Consider the following 18,274-nt stretch of genomic DNA (forward strand, 5'->3'; position numbering starts at 1 on the left):
AAGAGGAAACAGTCAAATGAACATCGCGGAACTTAAAATATTAAAGGGTCCGAATTACTGGTCGGTGAGCAAGCATAAGCTGGTTCAGATGCTGATCGACCTGGAAGCACACAAGACAACGCTGACCACCGATATCCCTGGTTTTTTCGACCGGCTGAAACGGCTGATGCCTACCCTGTACAACCACTCCTGTGTGGCCGGGGAACCCGGTGGTATTTTCAAGATGGTGCAGGAAGGCACATCACTGGCGCACCTGGTGGAACATATTGCCATCGAGCTGCAGGAGCTGGCAGGCCTCTGTACCCGTTTTGGCCGCACCCGCAGTGCGGGTAAGGAAGGCCTGTACCACGTGGTGTTTTCGTATTGCGAGGAAGACGAAGCCGTCTACACCGCAAATGCCGCGGTAAAGGTGACAGAAGCCCTGGTGAACGGCGTGGACATATCGCTAAAGGAAGACATCGAAGAGATCAAAAGGCTGTACCACCGCTACAAACTGGGACCTACCACGCAGTCGATTGTTGACGAAGCGGTAAAGAGAGATATTCCGTTTATCCGCCTCAACTATTCATCGTATGTGCAACTGGGTTATGGCGCCCGGCAGAAAAGAGTGGAGGCAGCCCTCACCAATGATACCGGCTATACTGCAGTGGAAACTGCCGGAGACAAGGACCTCACCAAGAAGGTGTTGAAAGAAGCCTATGTGCCGGTGCCTTCAGGGGTGATCATCAACCGCGTGGACCAACTAAAAGAAGCCATCAAGGAAGTAGGCTTTCCACTGGTGGTAAAACCACTCGATGGCAACCAGGGCAAAGGCGCAACAATCAATATCAACAGCTGGCCCGATGTAACCACCGCTTTCCTGCGGGCACAGGAGTATTCGAACCATGTGATCGTTGAACGCTATATCAGCGGCCATGATTTCAGGGTGCTGGTGGTGGATTACAAGTTTGTGGCTGCCGCCCTCCGCACACCGGCAGCAGTAACGGGCAACGGAAGGGATTCTATCGGCGAGCTCATTGCCATGGTCAACCGCGATCCGCGCAGGGGCATGGGCCACGAGAAGGTGCTCACCGCCATACAGGTGGATGACGTGACACGGGAGATACTGGCAAAGAAGAATTATACGCTCGACACGGTGTTGCCAAAAGACCATGTGCTGTACCTGAAAACCACGGCCAACCTGAGCACCGGCGGCACGGCAACCGATGTTACCGACAACGTGCACCCGGAGAACATCAAGCTGTTTGAGCGAATAGCAAGAATCATCGGGCTGGACATTTGTGGCATCGATATTATAGCCTGGGACCTGGCGAGCCCTATCAAAAAAACGGGCGGAGCCGTCATTGAAGTGAACGCAGCGCCTGGTCTGCGCATGCACCTCCAGCCTTCTTTCGGGCAACCCCGCAATGTGTCCAAAAGCATTGTGGACATGCTCTTTCCTGAAGGCAACGGGCGCATTCCCATCACGGCCATCACGGGCACCAATGGCAAGACCACCACAACAAGGCTCCTTGCCCGCATGGTGCAGGATGCAGGCTATACCACTGGCTATACTACTACCGATGGCATTTATATCGACGGCACCCTGATCAACGAAGGCGACTCCTCGGGCCCGCATTCGGCAAGGCTCCTGCTGAAGGATACTTCCGTTGAGTTTGCCGTACTGGAATGTGCCAGGGGCGGACTCCTGCGGGCAGGCCTGGCATTTGACAAGTGCGACTGCGCCATTGTTACCAACGTAGCCGCCGATCACCTGGGCATGGGCGGCATCGATACCGTTGAACAACTGGCAAAGGTGAAGTCGGTAGTACCGCAAACGGTAATGGAAAACGGCTATGCCATCCTCAATGCCGACGACGACCTGGTATATGCCATGAAGGATGAATTACAATGTAAGATCGCACTCTTTTCCCTGTACCCCGAAAGTGCGCGGATCGAACAGCATTGCGAACAGGGCGGGCTGGCAGCATTCATTGAAGATGGTTACGTGATGTTGCGACGGGAACGGAACCTGATACCTGTTGAGGAATTGAACAACATACCCATCACCTTTGGCGGCATTGCCCAATTCAACAGCTACAACGTGCTGGCAGCAACCCTTGCTGCTTACACCAACCGTATTCCGCTGTCTGCAATAGCGCAAACCCTGCGCAGCTTCACTGCTTCCAGCGAAACCACGCCGGGCCGCATGAACCTGTTCCGGTTCGAACACTTCACGGTGCTGTCCGACTATGCCCACAACCCGCACGCCCTCCGTGCGCTGGGCCAGGCAGTACAGGCACTCCCGGCAACGGTGCGTACAGGTGTTATTGCCGGTGTGGGCGACCGCAGGGACGAGGACATCATGGAGTTTGCAGGGGAAGCAGCCCGCATCTTCGACCGCATCATCATCCGGCAGGACAAGGACCTGCGGGGCAGGAGCGTCGATGAGCTCAACAGGTTGCTTTTGCAGGGCATTCATGCCATCAACCCGGACATAGCTGTCAGCTTTATACCTGATGAAACAGAGGCTGTGGATCATGCCATCCACCATGCCATCGATGGCTCCCTGATCGTATTGCTCACCGATAAGGTAGCGGAGGTTTCGCACCTGCTGGAATATTACCTGAAGGTGGATAAAGAAAAGGCGCTCGCCTAGCGCCAGGGTGAAAGAACCATGGAGAGAGGGACAACACCAGGATGAACCGAACAGTCGGTGCAGCCAGGTACTCCCTTATCTCCGTGGTTTCTATCCAACAGTTTTGCAACCATTTGATGTGAAGAACATACTGTATGGAATGATGCAACAGCAGCCAACAGGCATACCGGTTCTTGTTGCTATATAAAACAAATCGGCATCAGGCAGCCATTCGTTGCGCCATCTGCCGCCATTCATCTTCCAGGATGCTCATCTCCATCAGGCTCCAGTATTCGTCACCATACCGGAGCACATCACGGGAAATACCTTCCGTTACAAACCCGCATCGCTCGTAGCACCTGATGGCGCTTGTATTGGTGGTATACACACCCAAAGAAATGCGGTGCAGTTGCAGGTCTTTAAAACCTATGCGCAACAACGCCTGGATCATACCCGTACAATAGCCCCTCCCTCTTTCAGCGGTATTGCCTACCAGCACCCGGCTGATCCGTGCCGACCTGTTCTTCTTACTGATACTGCCCAGGGAAATATGGCCCACCGTTGCCCCGCGTTCCGTATCAACAGCCTTGTAGATAAACACATCCGACTGCTGTATATCGTTGGCATCCCTTATGTACCACTCCAGCTTTTTGTGGGTAAGCGGAAAAGAAAACAGCGAACCTGTCCAGTTTTGCAGCACCGCTTCATCTGTGATCCACTGGATCAGCAAGTCGAAATCTTCCTGGGTGAAATAAGCCAGCTCAATCATACGCGAAAAAAACTTGTGGGTAACACCCGAATTAAGGACAACAGTAAAGAATGATACAGCAGGAAAAAACAAATAGTTATTGCAGAAGCAGCTCATTCCAGTGCGTTAAACCTGCACCAGCAAGTAATTGCTGTTCTTTAAAATGCTCCCATTATAAATGCAAACAATGGCTTGCATTTCCTGCTGCAAGTACAACATAGTACCCTACGAAAATCAGGCTAACCTATTTACCGAAAGCTTCTTTATAGAATCCAGGGATGCAGTTTTCATCAACAAGGGCATACAGGCAGGATCAAGAATCACCGGATGAAAAGGGTGGATAAAAAAGCGGCTGCGGCATTGCATATTGCAACTGGTTTGTAACGCAGCAAAAGGCTGCCCTTTCGGGCAACTTGTATGTGGATGGTTTACCCGGTTGCTTACTATTTGCCCGCCATTTGCGACAGCCTTACCCGCAATTTCAGCAGGATCGTAATAAAACCCCTGTGCACATCATCACTGTAAGAACAATACTGCTGCCCCAATTTATATCTGCTATTTGCCAGTTTTTGAAAACTGTTTGGTTTATGTGCAAGCCTTACATACCCTTTGCTACTTCACAATAAAATGGTAGCTGCCCGATGTTAAAGGGTAACCAGTTTGTGCGCCAGGCTGGCCGGCACCAGCTTGCTTAAATCTTATTGCTTTGACCTGCCGGCCATTTTCATACAACTGCTTAGCTCCTTCCGCCAGTACAAGGGTGGCAGTGGTATTGGGCGGCACTGTCACATCATACTCGATGGTATTGCCTTTCTTTTTCCAGGAGGAGGCAATCAGCCCGTGTGGGCTATGGTGCTGTGCTGCAAAACTGTCCAAACCAGCCACAAAATGGGGCTGCAACTGCAGGTGACTAAACCCAGGCCTGGTATCATCGGGTTTTATTCCACCCAGGGCTTTGTACAACCAGGCACCAACCTCGCCAAACATGATGTGGTTGAGCGAGATGTCGCTCTTTGCATCTATATCCCAGTTTTCGTACAAGGTAGTAGCACCATTCCTGATCCACCAGCCCCAGGACGGATAGGTTTCCTGCGCTGCCACCTGGTATGCCAGGTCGGCGTACCCGTTTTCACTCAATGCGTTCAATATCGACTTTGTGCCAAGCAATCCCACATCCAGGTGCAGGCCATCCTGCTGTACCCGCCTGGCCAGGTTGGCAGCCACTTTTGACCTTAGTTCACTGGGTACAATATTCCAGTACAACGGAGCACTCAGTTCTGTTTGCGCCCCGTTTCCATACAATGCCGTGGACCGATCCAGGTATTTGGCATTGATGGCATCCCTGATTTTTTGGGCAAGGGCTGTATAAAATCGTGCATCTTCCTCTTTGCCCAGGATGCGGGCAGCTTCGCTCAGTATATGCGTATCGGTATAATAGTAGATTGAAGAAGTGAACTCCACTGGCGACTTGGTTTTAACAGGCACCCAATCGCCAAGACCCCATGTGGTTAAACCGGTTGGATACAGCTCGTTGATGTGATCGACATATCGTTTGATATGGACATAGTTTGACTGAAGCAAAGCCGGGTCGCCATAAAACTGGTAAACCGTCCAGGGAATAATGGCGATGGTGCTGGTCCAGTCGGGACCATTGCCCCACTCATACCCCCACCCACCTGTTGGAATAATGGAAGGCAGCACACCATTTGGCTGCTGCTCATCGCGGTGATCGGCAAGCCATTTTTCATAAACAGTGATGCCATCAAAATTGTACAGGCCTGTTTCCAACGCAATATGCGCATCACCCGTCCAGCCATTCTTTTCTCTTTGCGGACAATCGGTAGGATAACCAAAGAGGTTGGACAGGTAAGAGTTGTTGGTAGCCTGCCACAATTTATTGATCATACTGTTGGCAGCATGCACCTCGCCCACTGCAGGCACATCGCTGTGCATGAAATAGGCTACCAGGTCTTCCTGCTTCAGCTGTACCGGCCGACTGCTGCTGACTTCTACATACTGAAAACCTTTGTAGTTAAACGCAGGCATAAAGCTATCCACACCATTACCGCTCAGGGTCAGGATATCGGTTTGAAAAGGATCGGTATCATCGGCAGGCCGGTAATGCGCATCGATATTGGATTGATCCAACCGCCCCATCTTGTTCAGCCGTTCACCATGTTTCAAAAAAAGCACGGTTCCCTTAGGTCCCTGCACTTTTATTTTGGACACACCCGAAATATTGCGGCCAAAGTTATACAGGTAGGTTGTGTCATTGATCCTGGTAAGCGATACTGCGGCTATGGTCGCTACGTTGCGGATGGGGTGCATCACCTGCGACACGATATTGGTGGCAGGAGCAGAACGGATGAGCACCGTTTTCCATGCTGTATCAACAAATCCGGCGGTGTTCCAAAGCGGCTGCCGAAAACTGGCATCGTAGTGCTCACCGGTGTAAATGCTGTTGAACCTGACAGGACCATCAGATGTTTTCCAATCCTTACCGCTACTTACCGTTTCGGTGCTGCCATCCTCATAGGTGATCCTGAGGTCCAGGCAGAACGCAGGCCTTGCCCGCCAGGGTGCGTTGTGAAAGTTCCAAACTGCAGTGGACTGGTGGTTATACCAACCATTGCCCAATAAAACCCCGATTGCATTAGTGCCTTGCTGTAATTGTTTTGTCACATCATGCGTTACATACAACAGGCGCCTGTCGAAGCGGGTATATGCCGGGTCCAAACGGTTGTTGCCCACCCGCTCACCATTCAGCGAAAGTTCATACAAGCCTGCAGCGGCAACAAAGGCCCTTGCCGACTTCACCTTCCTTGCAATGCCAAATGTTTTCCGGAAATAAGGAGCTGGCTTCACATCGATGGCGGCACCATCAGATATCCAGGTGCCCTTCCAGTTTTGTACGCCCATCATACCGGTTTCAAAGCGGGCCACCGGGGCGGCAGTGGCTGGTACACCATCCTTATCCAAAGCCACCACTTTCCAGTAATAAGTAGTGAATGGCTGCAGGGCCCTGCCGCCGTACCGGACAAGCGTAGTGGCTGCATTTATTTTACGGGAATCCCATACCAGGTTTTGTGGCGATGTAAAATCCGTACTGCTCACACTCACCAGCACCTGGTAGGCAAGCTGCTTTGCACCCCTGCGTTCATCGGCCAGGCGCCAGCTTAAACGCGGCGCAGGGGCATCAATACCCAAGGGATCTACCAGGTACTCACAACGGAGCCCTGTTACAACGCAGGGACCGGCAGCCTGCAAACGGCAGCAAAAAAGCAGGCAAAGCAGCAGCATGCCCGCCCATTTATATCCTGGCAAGCTAGTCCAACCCGGTGAAAAGCCTTTGGTCATCGTCTGGGTAATATTTAGCTTCAATTTAAAGGGTAATGGTTTACTAAACACAAATACTACCTTAGGTTTACAGCCTGTTTTACCCAATCAAAACAGGAAACCACTTTGGCCCAACTGAACCAGGAGCATTTCTAACAGTACCCAAACAGGAACAAACGAAGGCATAAAAATTGTACGTACCCTTAACCCAAATACCGCAGCACTCATGCTTGATCGTTGGTCAAACCGTCCTGCAACAATCTTGCATCATTCATAAAAAAAACACTTCAAGCCAGCCCGCAGGTTATGCCTGACTGCTGCACCCAACCTGAAAGCACCTGACAGCTCCTGGTTGTATTACCCTTGCTAAACCCGAATATGCGCCCCACCATATTTCCAAAATAGCCGTTTTACGGTATCTTGGAAAGAAGGCAAAAACAAGCAACCCTCCCTAATGCCCTGCCATCCAGCTACAGATAAAACACAGCGAGTGGCATTGCGCATCAAGTTTTAAATCATCGAGAATAAGCCCAATGAATCTAAGAGATGTATCCATACAAGGGAAAGTAACCCTTACCAATTGTGAAAGCGAACCCATACATATTCCCGGTGCCATACAGCCACACGGTGTTTTGATCGCACTTGATGAACAGGGAAGCATTCTTTTCTGCAGCGCCAATTGCCACAAGGCTTTTGACAAAGACCCAAAAGCTATACTGAAACAAAAACTATCCGACCTTGACCCTTCCCTGGAAGCCCAGATAAGCGCGATAATAAACCAGGACCGATGGCCTGCCACGCCATTTGAATACCACGGCAACAACGAACCCTGGACCGTACTGGTGCATCAAAGTGGCGATCTTTTTATCGTTGAACTGGAGGCCCGGGCAGGCAATGCCGCACCTCTTGACCTCTTTGACCAGACCCATGAATTTGTAAGGGTGATTGAACGGTCACGCTCCCTGCGCGACCTTTGCCAGCGTATCGCAGAGCAAACCCGCAGGCTATCGGGCTACGACCGGGTGATGATTTACAAGTTTGACAGGGATTACAACGGGCAGGTGTTTGCTGAAAGCAGGAAGGAGACAGTAGAACCCTTCCTCGACCTGCACTACCCGCATACCGACATACCAGCACAAGCCCGCGAGTTGTACCTGCGCAACCCAATGCGGATGATTGCGGATGTGAACTACGAAATGGTACCCCTGCTAACAACAGAAGACTGCGGTCATACCACGCTTGACCTGGGCGAAGCTTCCCTGCGCAGTGTATCGCCCATCCACATCCAGTACCTTAAAAATATGGGTGTGGGTGCCACGCTTACCGTATCGCTGATCACTGAAGGGAAATTATGGGGGCTCATTACCTGTCATCATTACAGTGCCAAAATACTGGACATAAGAACCCGCAACGCGGTCCTGTTGCAAGGCCATTTTCTTACTTCGCAAATCAAGGTGCGCGAAGTGGCAGAAGAATATGAAGTGCACCGCGTGGTTGAAGCGCACTTACAACAACTGCTGCATGTGATTCCGCAGGACGGCGATTTTCACATCAAGTTTGAAAGCTTTTCTTCCCTGCTGGGCGTAGCAAATGCCAGTGGCGCAGCCATACTACACAATGGAAAAGTTTATACCAGGGGACTGGTGCCTTCCAATGATAAAATACAGCAGCTTTTCAATTGGCTGGCCAGTACAGTGAAAGGCATGGTGTTCAGCACGACACACCTGGTTGAACATTACCTCGAAGGCGACAAGCTAAGCAAGTTTGCAGCAGGCATCATTTACCACAAACTGGGTAACCCGAAAAGGGATGCGGTCATTTGGTTCCGGGAAGAAATGGAACAGACCATCAACTGGGCCGGCGATCCGAACGATGCCGTGAAAAAAGTAAAAGAGCACCAGCTGACGCCGCGTTCTTCGTTTGCCATCTTTAAAGAACAGGTTCGTTATTACTGCCGCGACTGGAAAATATCGGAGCTAAATGCCGCTACGCGTTTTGCCAGTGCCCTGCAAAACCAGTTTCACCTGGAGTACCTGCTGCTTGAAGAGGCACAACAGCGCCTGTTGAACGAAAAGCTTACTAAAGCAAATAAAGAACTTGCCAACATCAACTGGATCACCTCGCATGACCTCAAAGAGCCACTGCGCAAAATCCTGATCTTTACTTCTAAAGTGATGATGGAGGAAGGCAAGCAACTATCCGATACCATCATCAATTCTTTGAACCGGATTGAAAAGTCGGCCTTGCGGATGCAGATGCTGGTAAACGATATAACCACTTACACATTTGCCGACGACAAACAACACACGCTTGTTACAACAGACCTCAACACCATACTCGCTGAAGTGATTGCCGTATTTGAAGAAGAGATGGATCACTTAGGCATCAGGGTAGTTGCCGATCCGCTACCGCATGTACGGGCAATGCCCTTCCAAATGCGGCAACTGTTTAACAACCTTATAGGCAATGCCATCAAGTTTGCGCAAAAAGGCAAGCCCCTTGTCATTACCATACAAACTGAGGAAATCACGGCATCATCAGTTACACCGGCGATGCTTACGCAGGGAAAAGTTTACCACCTGATTGAAATTTCAGACAATGGCATCGGCTTCGACAGCAAGTACAGCGACAAGTTGTTTGACATCTTCTATCGTTTGCATGATCAGCAATCTTATTCCGGCACCGGTATGGGACTGGCCATTTGCAAGCGCATTGTTGAAAACCATGATGGCGCCATCATTGCCGATGGCCAAACCGGGGTAGGCGCAAGCTTTCAGATCTTCCTGCCTAAATACTGATTCGTGAATCGCTTTTCTTTACAGCTGCCAGACCTGCGCTTTGACCTGGCAGCTGTAAAGAAAATGCCTTCAAATAGCAGCTTCGCTTCCATCAAATATTCGTATAAATACGACGTTTTAACAACACCAGGCAAGGGTCATCATCTTTGGCATGACATTGTATCGAGATGTAAACGCATGGAATACAAAGCACTACCTAAACGGCAATTACATATCATTCGTCGACTGATGTGCGGCAACAACCGTTTAATATCACAGAAACTTATACTGTAACACATTTTTGTCCTGAAACTAACCTACGGTGCAGCAACCAATACCTACAAACGAAAAAGACCGATTAGCAGAGCTATATAGCCTCAACTTGCTTAACTCTCCCCAAGAGGAAGAATACGATAATATTGCCGCGCTGGTGGCATTTATTTCGGGCTGCTCTACGGGCCATGTCAGTATTATAGGCGACAACGTACAATGGCTCAAAGCCAAAGTGGGGTTTGGTGAAAAAGAAACGCCCCGCAATCATGCCTTTTGCGCACATGCAATTGTACACGACGACATTATGGTGGTAGAAGATGCCACCTTAGATGAACGCTTTGTAAACAACCCACTGGTTACGGGTCCGCAGCACCTGCGCTTTTATGCCGGCGTACCCATTTATGGTCCCAGCGGGCACCCCATCGGTACCATCTGTGCCCTCGACATCAAACCCAAAGTACTCAGTGAAGCGCAAAAGACAGCCCTGAAAACTGTTGCGCACCAGGCGTCGAAACTGCTGGAATTGCGCAAAAGAAATATTGAGCTTGCAGCAGCAGCAGCCGAACAATTGCACCTGGAACGCAAGACCCTCAACCGCCAACTGGCACAACAGGAAGCAGAAAGAGAAAAGATCGGGTACGAACTGCACGAAAATTTCTGCCAGGTACTTGCAGCTTCCCTGCATCATCTTGCAGCTATTTCCGGGTTAACAAAAGAACAGGTAGCAGCAATGCAGGGTGTAAAGGCAATGATCACCACTTTACTGCAAAACATGCGGGCTTTCTCAACCAATATCCACCCTGTTGGGCAATTGGCAGTTGGCATGAAAGATAAACTCATGCAACTATTGGGTGAGTACGAGGAGCTGTCCGGATTGACCATTGACTTTCATTGTACCGGCGAATTGGATACGGTGCAGCTCAATAATATCAACCACCTGTTCCGCATTATTCTGGAATGGCTAACTGTATACGAGCAAAACGGTCCGAAACAGCAAGCCATACAGGTTTGTCTGGAAATCGACAAAGAAGCAATCCTTGGCATCGGGCAGCCGGGTGCAGCCCTGCCGGAAACCATACAGTCTTCGGTTATCTTCAATTCCATCCGCAAACGTTGTGAAATGATCCAGGGTGCCGCTGTTTTACTTAAAACAGCAGGCAACAGTCAAATGGTGGTTTCCATACCACTGACCTGATGCTGCCTTCACCCATTGTGCGTACCCTTTACATTCTACTGCTCCCGCTTTTGATTGTTCCGTCAATAGCGGGAGCAGTACCTGTATGTTGTAAAGAAACAAAGAGCAGTAAACTTGCTTCAATACCATTCATAGGTGCTTTTAAGCATATCCTTCATTAGCCTGGAAGTTCTCCCCGCCTCCGGACGCTATCAGGCAAACCACCCGGCATACGATGGTCTAATCATTCCTTTCCCTGGCACGTCCCTTAACAGTACCTGTGCTGATCTACGCGCATATATCCTGCCCTTTCAAGTTGTTGCTCTCGGCTTAAATGATTACATTACGAAGTAAGCCCGGCGGCCTCCTTTCCTGGCCGCAAGCTACACCTGGCCACAAAAACTACACTGCATAAATAAGGCATTGCAGTACACCACCTTGCCGGCAACCAGCACTTGCTGGTGCACTGCTACCTATAATCCACGTACCTCTTTCGCCCGCTACAATGCTGCTTAGCAATTATTAAAACCATTAAACCTGGCGAAGACAAGTATGATAAACAACAAAGGAACCATACCCGGACAATCCAATGACCTGACCGTAAGTTTTGTGCCGGGAGTGCTGCGAAGAAAATATGCAGGGGGTGTGCCGCAAGAGGATAGAACCAACCAGCAGGCACAAACTGCGGTGCTGCTCTGGATCGATATCTGCAGTTTTTCGCCACTTTGCAACCGCCTGATGAAGGACAAGGTTGAAGGGGTTGAGCGAATCACCAGAATACTGAACAAACATTACGATCATGTGCTGGGAACAGTGGCTGCATACGGCGGCGAGCCCCTGTTCTTTGCCGGCGATGGCGTGATGATAGCCTGGCCCGACGACCAGGTAAAGCCTGAAGACGCAGTACCCCTTGCAGCAGCCTGCGCCCAAAACATATTAGCGCTCCGCTCCACCATCAACGACCGCAACGAACTGCTTTCGATGCATGCCGTAATTGCTGCCGGCCAATGGCAGATGCTGGAAATGGAAGGCTTGCATGGCAATCTCCTTTTTAGCTTTTTCGGAAGTGTTTTTGAAGAGATAGTTGCCGCTTCGCGTAATGAGGCCCCCAACCAGGTACTTATTTCCAACCATGCGCTGTCCCTTATGGGTCCAGGGTACCGGGCCATGCCCATGCAGCACCATACCTCCATTCTTTACGAAACACCAGCCCATTTTTTACTACCGCCAAAAAAGACGCCCAAAGTAACGAGGAAGGCCATCGGCAAACTGCGGCAGTTCCTGCCCCAGACCCTTGTATATCCTTTGAGCCTTGAGCGCCTGAAATGGATTGCAGAAATAAGGCCGGTGACGGTATTGTTTGTTCGGCTGGTCAACTATAGCAACAGCTCCGAAGCCAATATCATCCGCCTCCAAAACTCTGTAGCCCTCACCACGCCTTTGGTGCTGCACTACGGCGGGCTCATCAACCAGATCTGGATGGATGAAAAAGACTCCAACATCCTGATCTATTTCGGGCCACCGCCCTCTGCACATATGGACGATCCTGAACGGGGCGTTTACCTAGCCCTCGAACTGCACCGGGCTTTACTGCAGGCAGACTTCCACAACAGCATCGGGGTAAGCAGTGGCCAGGCATACTGCGGCATCCTGGGTAATAATATCCTGCGGCAATACACCGTCATTGGCGATGTGGTGAACCTAAGTGCCCGCATTGCAGGGCTCGGCACCAATCATATCTACTGCGACAAAGCCACCTTCCAGGCAAGCAATAAATCTGTTTTTTATAAAACACCTAGGGAAGTGGCAGTGAAAGGCTTTTCTGAGCCCGTAGCATTGTACCAGCCGGTAGCTGTTATAGAAGCCGAGCAGCCGGCGCTGGGCATCGACAATCTCGTTGGCCGGGAAAAAGAACGGGCCATCCTGATGGAAGCCTACCACAATGCCTTGTCGGGCAGTGCCGGGTGTGTGCTGGTGGCTGGCGAAAGCGGTATTGGTAAAACAAGGTTCCTGGAAGATTTCAAATCGAGGGTTTGCGAAGACCCCATAATGCTGTTGCCAACAGCAGGCGACTTCATCGGCAGGCATATCCTGTACAATGTATGGGAGCCTGTTTTCGCAGCCATTTTAGGCATCAGCCAAGCCACAACAGCAGCCGGCAGGCAGGAGGCATTGAAAGAGGTCCAGGAAAAGTTTGGAGCAGAAGCCTGTGTGCTGAATGCCGTACTGCAATGCAACTTGCCCGACAGCGAAGCCATCAAATCGCTGACCGAAAGCCAGAAAGTAGCAGCCACGCACCGCCTGATGCTGCGGATACTAAAAGAGGAAAGTGAAAAGCAGCCGCTGGTAATCGTAGTAGACGATGCGCACTGGATGGCCGACGATGTGTCGTGGAAACTGGTGGAAGCCCTCACCGCCACGCCTGGCAAGGTACTGGTAGTGCTGGCGGTACAGGAGTTGGACCACAACCTGAAAACAAGCATCAGCACCATAAAACCCACCACCATTTCACTGCAGGAATTGCCGGAGCAGGATGTGGCGCAACTAATCTGTGCACGGCTGAATGTGAACAGCGTTTCCACCGACCTGATCGGGCTGATCCGGAAAATTGCAAAGGGCAATCCTTTTCATTGCATCGAACTGCTTGGCTCACTGGTGAACCAAAACCTGCTGTCGATTGATGCAGGCCATTGTTCTTTTGTAGGCGATGTAAAGATCAGTGACCTTTCGATGCCCGATACGGTGCGGGGGGCCATCAGGGAGCGGATCGACCACCTGGCACATGGCTCGCAGCTGTCGCTGAAGGTGGCCAGTGTGGCCGGCAACCGGTTTGGAAAAAAGCTGGTGCACAATGTGTACCCCATCAAAACCGAGCGCCGCTCGGTACCCTATTTTTTGAAAGACGCCGAGATAGCAGGCTTCATCAGGGCCAGGGTAATTGACAATATGGATGGGTACTCGTTCAACAACGTAACCACTTCGGAAGTAGCCTACGAGATGACGCTGGCCGAGCAAAGAAGGTACCTGCACCAGGAGATCGCCCAGTGGTACGAAAATGAATTTCCTGACAACCTTTTTCCCTACCACCTGCGGCTTGCCCACCACTGGTATCATGCCGGTGAAAAAAACAAAGCCGTCAGCTACCACGAACGGGAAGCTATCAGGCTGTTTCGCCTGGGCTATGTAAAACAGGCCCTGGAAGTAGGGCTTGAGGGCGTGAAACTCCTCCACCAGCCCATCGAGAAAGATCCTGCCGCCATCGGCCAGAAGATAGGCGAGCACCTGGCGTTCATCAACGATTTTATGCAGCACCGGTCGGTGGAGCAACTGGCCGACCATAAAAAGCTGGAAGACGAATCAGTAGAAGTGGTCATCCGCATGCTGCTTGAATTGTGCCCTTTTGCGCACCAGTGCCAGCAGGTGGAACTCTTTGCACTGATGACCATCACCAGCCTGCGCCTCACGCTTGAAGCAGGAAACGGCCGCGCTGCTGCACAGGTGTATGGCACCTATGCGGTTGTGTACAAGGCAATCACCCAGGACAGTGTTGGGGCCCTTGCCTGGAGCAACCTGGCCCTTGTTGTTGATGGCAGGAATCATAACACTTTGCAGGCAAGGGTAAACTTCACCCATGGCTGGTTTATCGCGCACTGGCTGGTGCCCTACAAAACACTTATTCCGATTGCTGCCGCTGGTGCAGATGCCGGGCTTGACTCAAACGATATGCTCTTTGGCTGCTTCAACCTTTCGCTAACCCTGATCCTGCAGGTTGCTGCCGGCGCACCTTTGTCCACCATCGTTGCCACTTCTTTGATTTACCAGCAGCGCAACAACCGGAATGTACTGAACGCAGCATTTCACTTGGTACACGAGGCACAGATGGCCAGGGTCCTCCAGGGGCTTACCAACAGCTATACCTCGCTGAGCGATACAGCCTGCGATGAAGCAAAAGACATTGCCAATATCTGCACCACCGACCTGTACAACCAGATCGGCTATTACCTGATCTCCAAGGTCAAGCTGCATGTGCATTTTGGCAATTGGCAGGAAGCTATCGCTTTTGCAGACCAGGCCATGCCGCTTTTGCCTGCATTTGCCAACCAGCCGGGCCATACTGAATATGAATTTTATACCGCTATTGCCTCCCTTTATGCCGCTGCCGAAACAGCAGGTGCAACCGCTGTACCCCTGCATGAAAGGGCAGATACCGGCATTAAAACATGTGAAGCATGGGCACAACTGTTCCCCGGAAATTTTGCAAATAAACTGTTGCTGTTACAAGCTATCAGGGCAGGACTGGAAGCAAGGGTTGAAGTGGCCGAACAGCTGTTTATGAGGTCGGCACAGGAAGCATCAGCACAGGGCTTTATTCATGAATGCGGTCTTGCCTACGAACACCTGGCCCGCATGCAGCAAAGCGTAGGCATGGATTATACCAGCAGCCTGGATGCCGCCCTTATTGCCTACAAAGCATGGGGCGCAGCCGGTAAGGTTGATTATCTGAAAAAAACTTTTTCCCTGCCATTGTAGATATGACCTGCTGTGCAGGATAGAAAAAAGAAAACGCAGCCTTTGCATCAAAGAAAGCTGCGTTTTGCTTTTTACCAGTTGAATCTGGTAGCCACTGATGCTACTTCATCCGCTGCCTCTTTTCAGCAGCATTGCATTGGCATGCATGTCGGGGCCAAGTGCCAGCATCACCAGGTTGTCTTTTTCTATAACCACATTTTCTTCGCACCAGGCCATGCTTAGCGCATGCGTTGCCACTGTAGTATTTGCAAACTGCTCAATAGTGGAAAGCACCTGGCCAAGCTTACCTGGCATATTGTCGCACCAATATTTTATCAGGTACTCAGATGTTTCGTGCGGCATAAAGGAAATATCGCTGCCACTAAGGTTATGCTCCTGGAGCAAGGCGGTTACCGCGCTGAGCGCTGTGGCGGTACCAAAAGTTTTGAACCCCTGCATGCCCTGTGGTGTGATCTGGAAAAAATGCGGGCCGAAAACAGTACTGTAGCCGTTGATGGGTGGGTTGGCGGCCAACTGCTCGCCGCTGGTGTACATGCTGCCGTAGAAAGTGGAATCGGTAACGGTATGCTGCCCCGCAACAAACCATTTGCTTTCATCAGCGCACAGCGCCATCACCGCTGCTCCGGCACCATCGGCGGCACTGATGGATTGCTGCGTGTGATAATCTACGTTGCGGGTCCAGCTGCCGCCAATGCAGACCAGTACGTTCTTAGCGTGCCCGGCACGCAGCAAACCGTCGGCAAGCAAAAGACTGGAGGCATAGTTGGAATAATCGTTGCCAATGGGAATAACCCATGCATCTGGGGGCAATCCCAGCTCGCGGTGCAACAGGGACAACATATTGGGCTGGATATAGGTACTGACAGAACCAAGCCCCAACAGGATATCGATATCAGCCGCCTGCTTTCCGGCTTTTTGCAAAGCCATCTGTGCAGCGGGCAGCATTATGTCTATCAGGTCTTCGCCATCGCCCAGCACATGCCTTTCCTTGTATCCATCAAATAGTTTTGGATCTGGATTATGTTGTTTCAGCCAGTCGAAGATGGGGTCATCATTGTAGCGGATGCCTGCTGGCACGGCCCATCCTGTGCCAATGATTCTTGGGATAAGGTTACTCATGCTTTTGTCAGCCATTCGGGTTCAGGAATATCAAATTTTCGCAACACCAGTTCCGCCGTTTGCAGTGCGCCTTCCACCCAGGTTTGGTTGGTGGAAAAAGCCTCGCCGCAGATAAAGCAGGGAAATCCCGGCACCGGCTGGATCATCTTTTCCAGCACCTCGGTGGAACGGTAACCGGAGTTCCAGAAGTGTACCGCGCCGCCATAAGGATCATCGCCCCAATCCATATATGCGGCTTCCAGCGGCTCGGGTGCGTCATTTATTTCGTGCATTATTTGCAGTTCGCGGTGCATTTCTTTGACCATGGCTTTCGGGGCTTCGCAATGCTTCCAGTTTTCCTCCAGTCTTTTGTGCCAGCCGCTCTTACCTGTCTTTCCGGCACTGGGCATCCGCTTGCGTTTGAACTTGGGTGCCGCATCATTTTCCACCACATCATAGGGGCCCAGGGGGCGACTGCGCAGGCCACCCCAGAACGACGAGCTCTGGGCATCGTTGTACACCATGATGATGGCATTGGTGTTGGACCCGGCACCGTTGGACTGCTTGCCTTCCTCACCCCAGTAGTAACACTGGCGGATGGGTATATCGGTTAGCGAACGACCCTGGCTCACGCCCTCTTTTTTCCACCAGGGCTGGTCGTATGCAATAAACATCTTGTACAGCGGGATGGGTGTTACCGACTCCAATAGGGTTTGTACATGCGGCGCGGCCACGGGGTCGAGTACCGGACCTTTTTGCGCCAGCAATTCGATGCTGCGCCTGGGCATGGCCAGCACAACAGCCCTCGCAGTATGGGTCTTCCTGTCATTGCGAAACTGGAGCGAAACGCCTTTGCTCCTATCAGCAAGGGTTACCCTGTCGAAGGATTCCAGCCACTTTTCCGTAACGACGGTACCTCCGGCGGCTTCAAAGGCCTGCTGCATGGTCCAGATCACCGCATCGTAGCCTTCATCAAGGAGGTAGTATTTCACACCCGGCGTAAAATCAAAATATTCGCAGATCGCATCCACCGCGTTGGTGTTAAAGCCAAGGCAATCGTATCCTACCGTAGTAACGGCAAGGCGATACGCTTCATGGCTCAACTGGGTGGCAATAAGGTTCCAGAACCCATGCTTGTACAGCGCCACACCATCTACCTTTTGTTTGTTCAAAAATGCCCGCAGCGCAGGCCCTGAATATTTGGTGATATCCGGAAACAGTTTTTCAACGGCAAAGCCGATAAAATTATCCGCCGCGTTCTGGTTACTTGCTTTGAGCCATGCGATCTCGTCCGGCGCCAGGTTGTAGGGAAGTTTGTCCGGGTCGGAAAGGTCTTTTACCCGCATTTTCTTCCCCCTCAGGTACAACAGGTTTTCCGGATCGGCAACCACCTGTTCATGCCTTTTCAGCTGGAGTTTATTTTCTACCAGCGATCGTACAATTTGTTGGGAAGAAACATAGCGCATACCGCCGATCTCGCAAACAATGCCGGGAAGCCCGGGCGCCTTTGCGGAAAGAATACGTCCCCCGATCCGGTTGCTGCCTTCAAACAGGGCGATCTTCAAACTGCCTCGTTGTTTCTGCCATTTTTTTAGCTGGGGCGAATGGCCCGGTCCATCTAACAACAGGCGCCAGGCAGTGTATACCCCCGAGGCGCCGCCACCTATGATGGCGATATCATAATCAGGCAAGCGATCTTTTGACATGTATTGGTTTTTTGG

The 18,274-nt window shown here is 51.3% G+C and carries 8 protein-coding genes; 4 read left to right on the top strand and 4 right to left on the bottom strand.

Going from position 1 to position 18,274, the window contains the following annotated elements; translation table 11 throughout:
- Positions 1-16: 16 nt before the first annotated feature.
- A complete protein-coding gene (gene cphA, locus BUE76_RS00990; protein ID WP_073039283.1) occupies positions 17-2,638 on the top strand; it encodes a cyanophycin synthetase in 2,622 nt (873 codons plus the stop codon).
- A 199-nt stretch (positions 2,639-2,837) separates the two neighbouring features.
- On the opposite strand, the gene BUE76_RS00995 is transcribed toward cphA, so the two are convergent.
- Together BUE76_RS00995 and BUE76_RS01000 are read right to left on the bottom strand one after the other, a co-directional pair.
- Complete coding sequence (locus BUE76_RS00995; protein ID WP_245798259.1) at positions 2,838-3,482, bottom strand: GNAT family N-acetyltransferase; 645 nt, start codon at positions 3,480-3,482, stop codon at positions 2,838-2,840.
- A gap of 495 nt (positions 3,483-3,977) precedes the next feature.
- Complete coding sequence (locus tag BUE76_RS01000) at positions 3,978-6,665, bottom strand: alpha-L-rhamnosidase (protein ID WP_083596316.1); 2,688 nt, start codon at positions 6,663-6,665, stop codon at positions 3,978-3,980.
- Between the two features lie 569 nt (positions 6,666-7,234).
- On the opposite strand from BUE76_RS01000, the gene BUE76_RS01005 reads away from it, so the two are divergent.
- From BUE76_RS01005 to BUE76_RS01015, 3 genes are all read left to right on the top strand, one after another.
- Entirely contained in the window at positions 7,235-9,499 is a 2,265-nt protein-coding gene (locus BUE76_RS01005; RefSeq protein ID WP_073039287.1) for an ATP-binding protein, read from the top strand.
- Positions 9,500-9,800: 301 nt separating this feature from the next.
- Entirely contained in the window at positions 9,801-10,946 is a 1,146-nt protein-coding gene (locus BUE76_RS01010; RefSeq protein WP_083596298.1) for a GAF domain-containing sensor histidine kinase, read from the top strand.
- Positions 10,947-11,477: 531 nt separating this feature from the next.
- A complete protein-coding gene (locus BUE76_RS01015; protein ID WP_073039291.1) occupies positions 11,478-15,455 on the top strand; it encodes an AAA and adenylate/guanylate cyclase domain-containing protein in 3,978 nt (1,325 codons plus the stop codon).
- Between the two features lie 105 nt (positions 15,456-15,560).
- On the opposite strand, the gene BUE76_RS01020 is transcribed toward BUE76_RS01015, so the two are convergent.
- Together BUE76_RS01020 and BUE76_RS01025 are read right to left on the bottom strand one after the other, a co-directional pair.
- Positions 15,561-16,574 (bottom strand): 3-oxoacyl-ACP synthase III family protein, encoded by a 1,014-nt coding sequence (locus BUE76_RS01020; protein WP_073039473.1) that lies wholly within the window; start codon positions 16,572-16,574, stop codon positions 15,561-15,563.
- The gene (locus BUE76_RS01025) at positions 16,571-18,259 is read right to left on the bottom strand and encodes a flavin monoamine oxidase family protein (protein WP_073039293.1); all 1,689 of its coding nucleotides are present in this window, start codon (positions 18,257-18,259) and stop codon (positions 16,571-16,573) included. Before BUE76_RS01025 ends, BUE76_RS01020 begins: the two co-directional genes overlap by 4 nt.
- Positions 18,260-18,274 lie beyond the last annotated feature (15 nt).

Source organism: Cnuella takakiae, from assembly GCF_001953305.1.
In the GTDB taxonomy this organism is placed as follows: Bacteria; Bacteroidota; Bacteroidia; order Chitinophagales; family Chitinophagaceae; genus Flavisolibacter; species Flavisolibacter takakiae.

Bases quoted from the DNA above. Each gene is read 5' to 3' on its own strand.
- cphA (WP_073039283.1), top strand. From the start codon at position 17: ATGAACATCGCGGAACTTAAAATATTAAAGGGTCCGAATTACTGGTCG.
- BUE76_RS00995 (WP_245798259.1), bottom strand. From the start codon at position 3,482: ATGAGCTGCTTCTGCAATAACTATTTGTTTTTTCCTGCTGTATCATTC.
- BUE76_RS01000 (WP_083596316.1), bottom strand. From the start codon at position 6,665: ATGCTGCTGCTTTGCCTGCTTTTTTGCTGCCGTTTGCAGGCTGCCGGT.
- BUE76_RS01005 (WP_073039287.1), top strand. From the start codon at position 7,235: ATGAATCTAAGAGATGTATCCATACAAGGGAAAGTAACCCTTACCAAT.
- BUE76_RS01015 (WP_073039291.1), top strand. From the start codon at position 11,478: ATGATAAACAACAAAGGAACCATACCCGGACAATCCAATGACCTGACC.
- BUE76_RS01020 (WP_073039473.1), bottom strand. From the start codon at position 16,574: ATGAGTAACCTTATCCCAAGAATCATTGGCACAGGATGGGCCGTGCCA.
- BUE76_RS01025 (WP_073039293.1), bottom strand. From the start codon at position 18,259: ATGTCAAAAGATCGCTTGCCTGATTATGATATCGCCATCATAGGTGGC.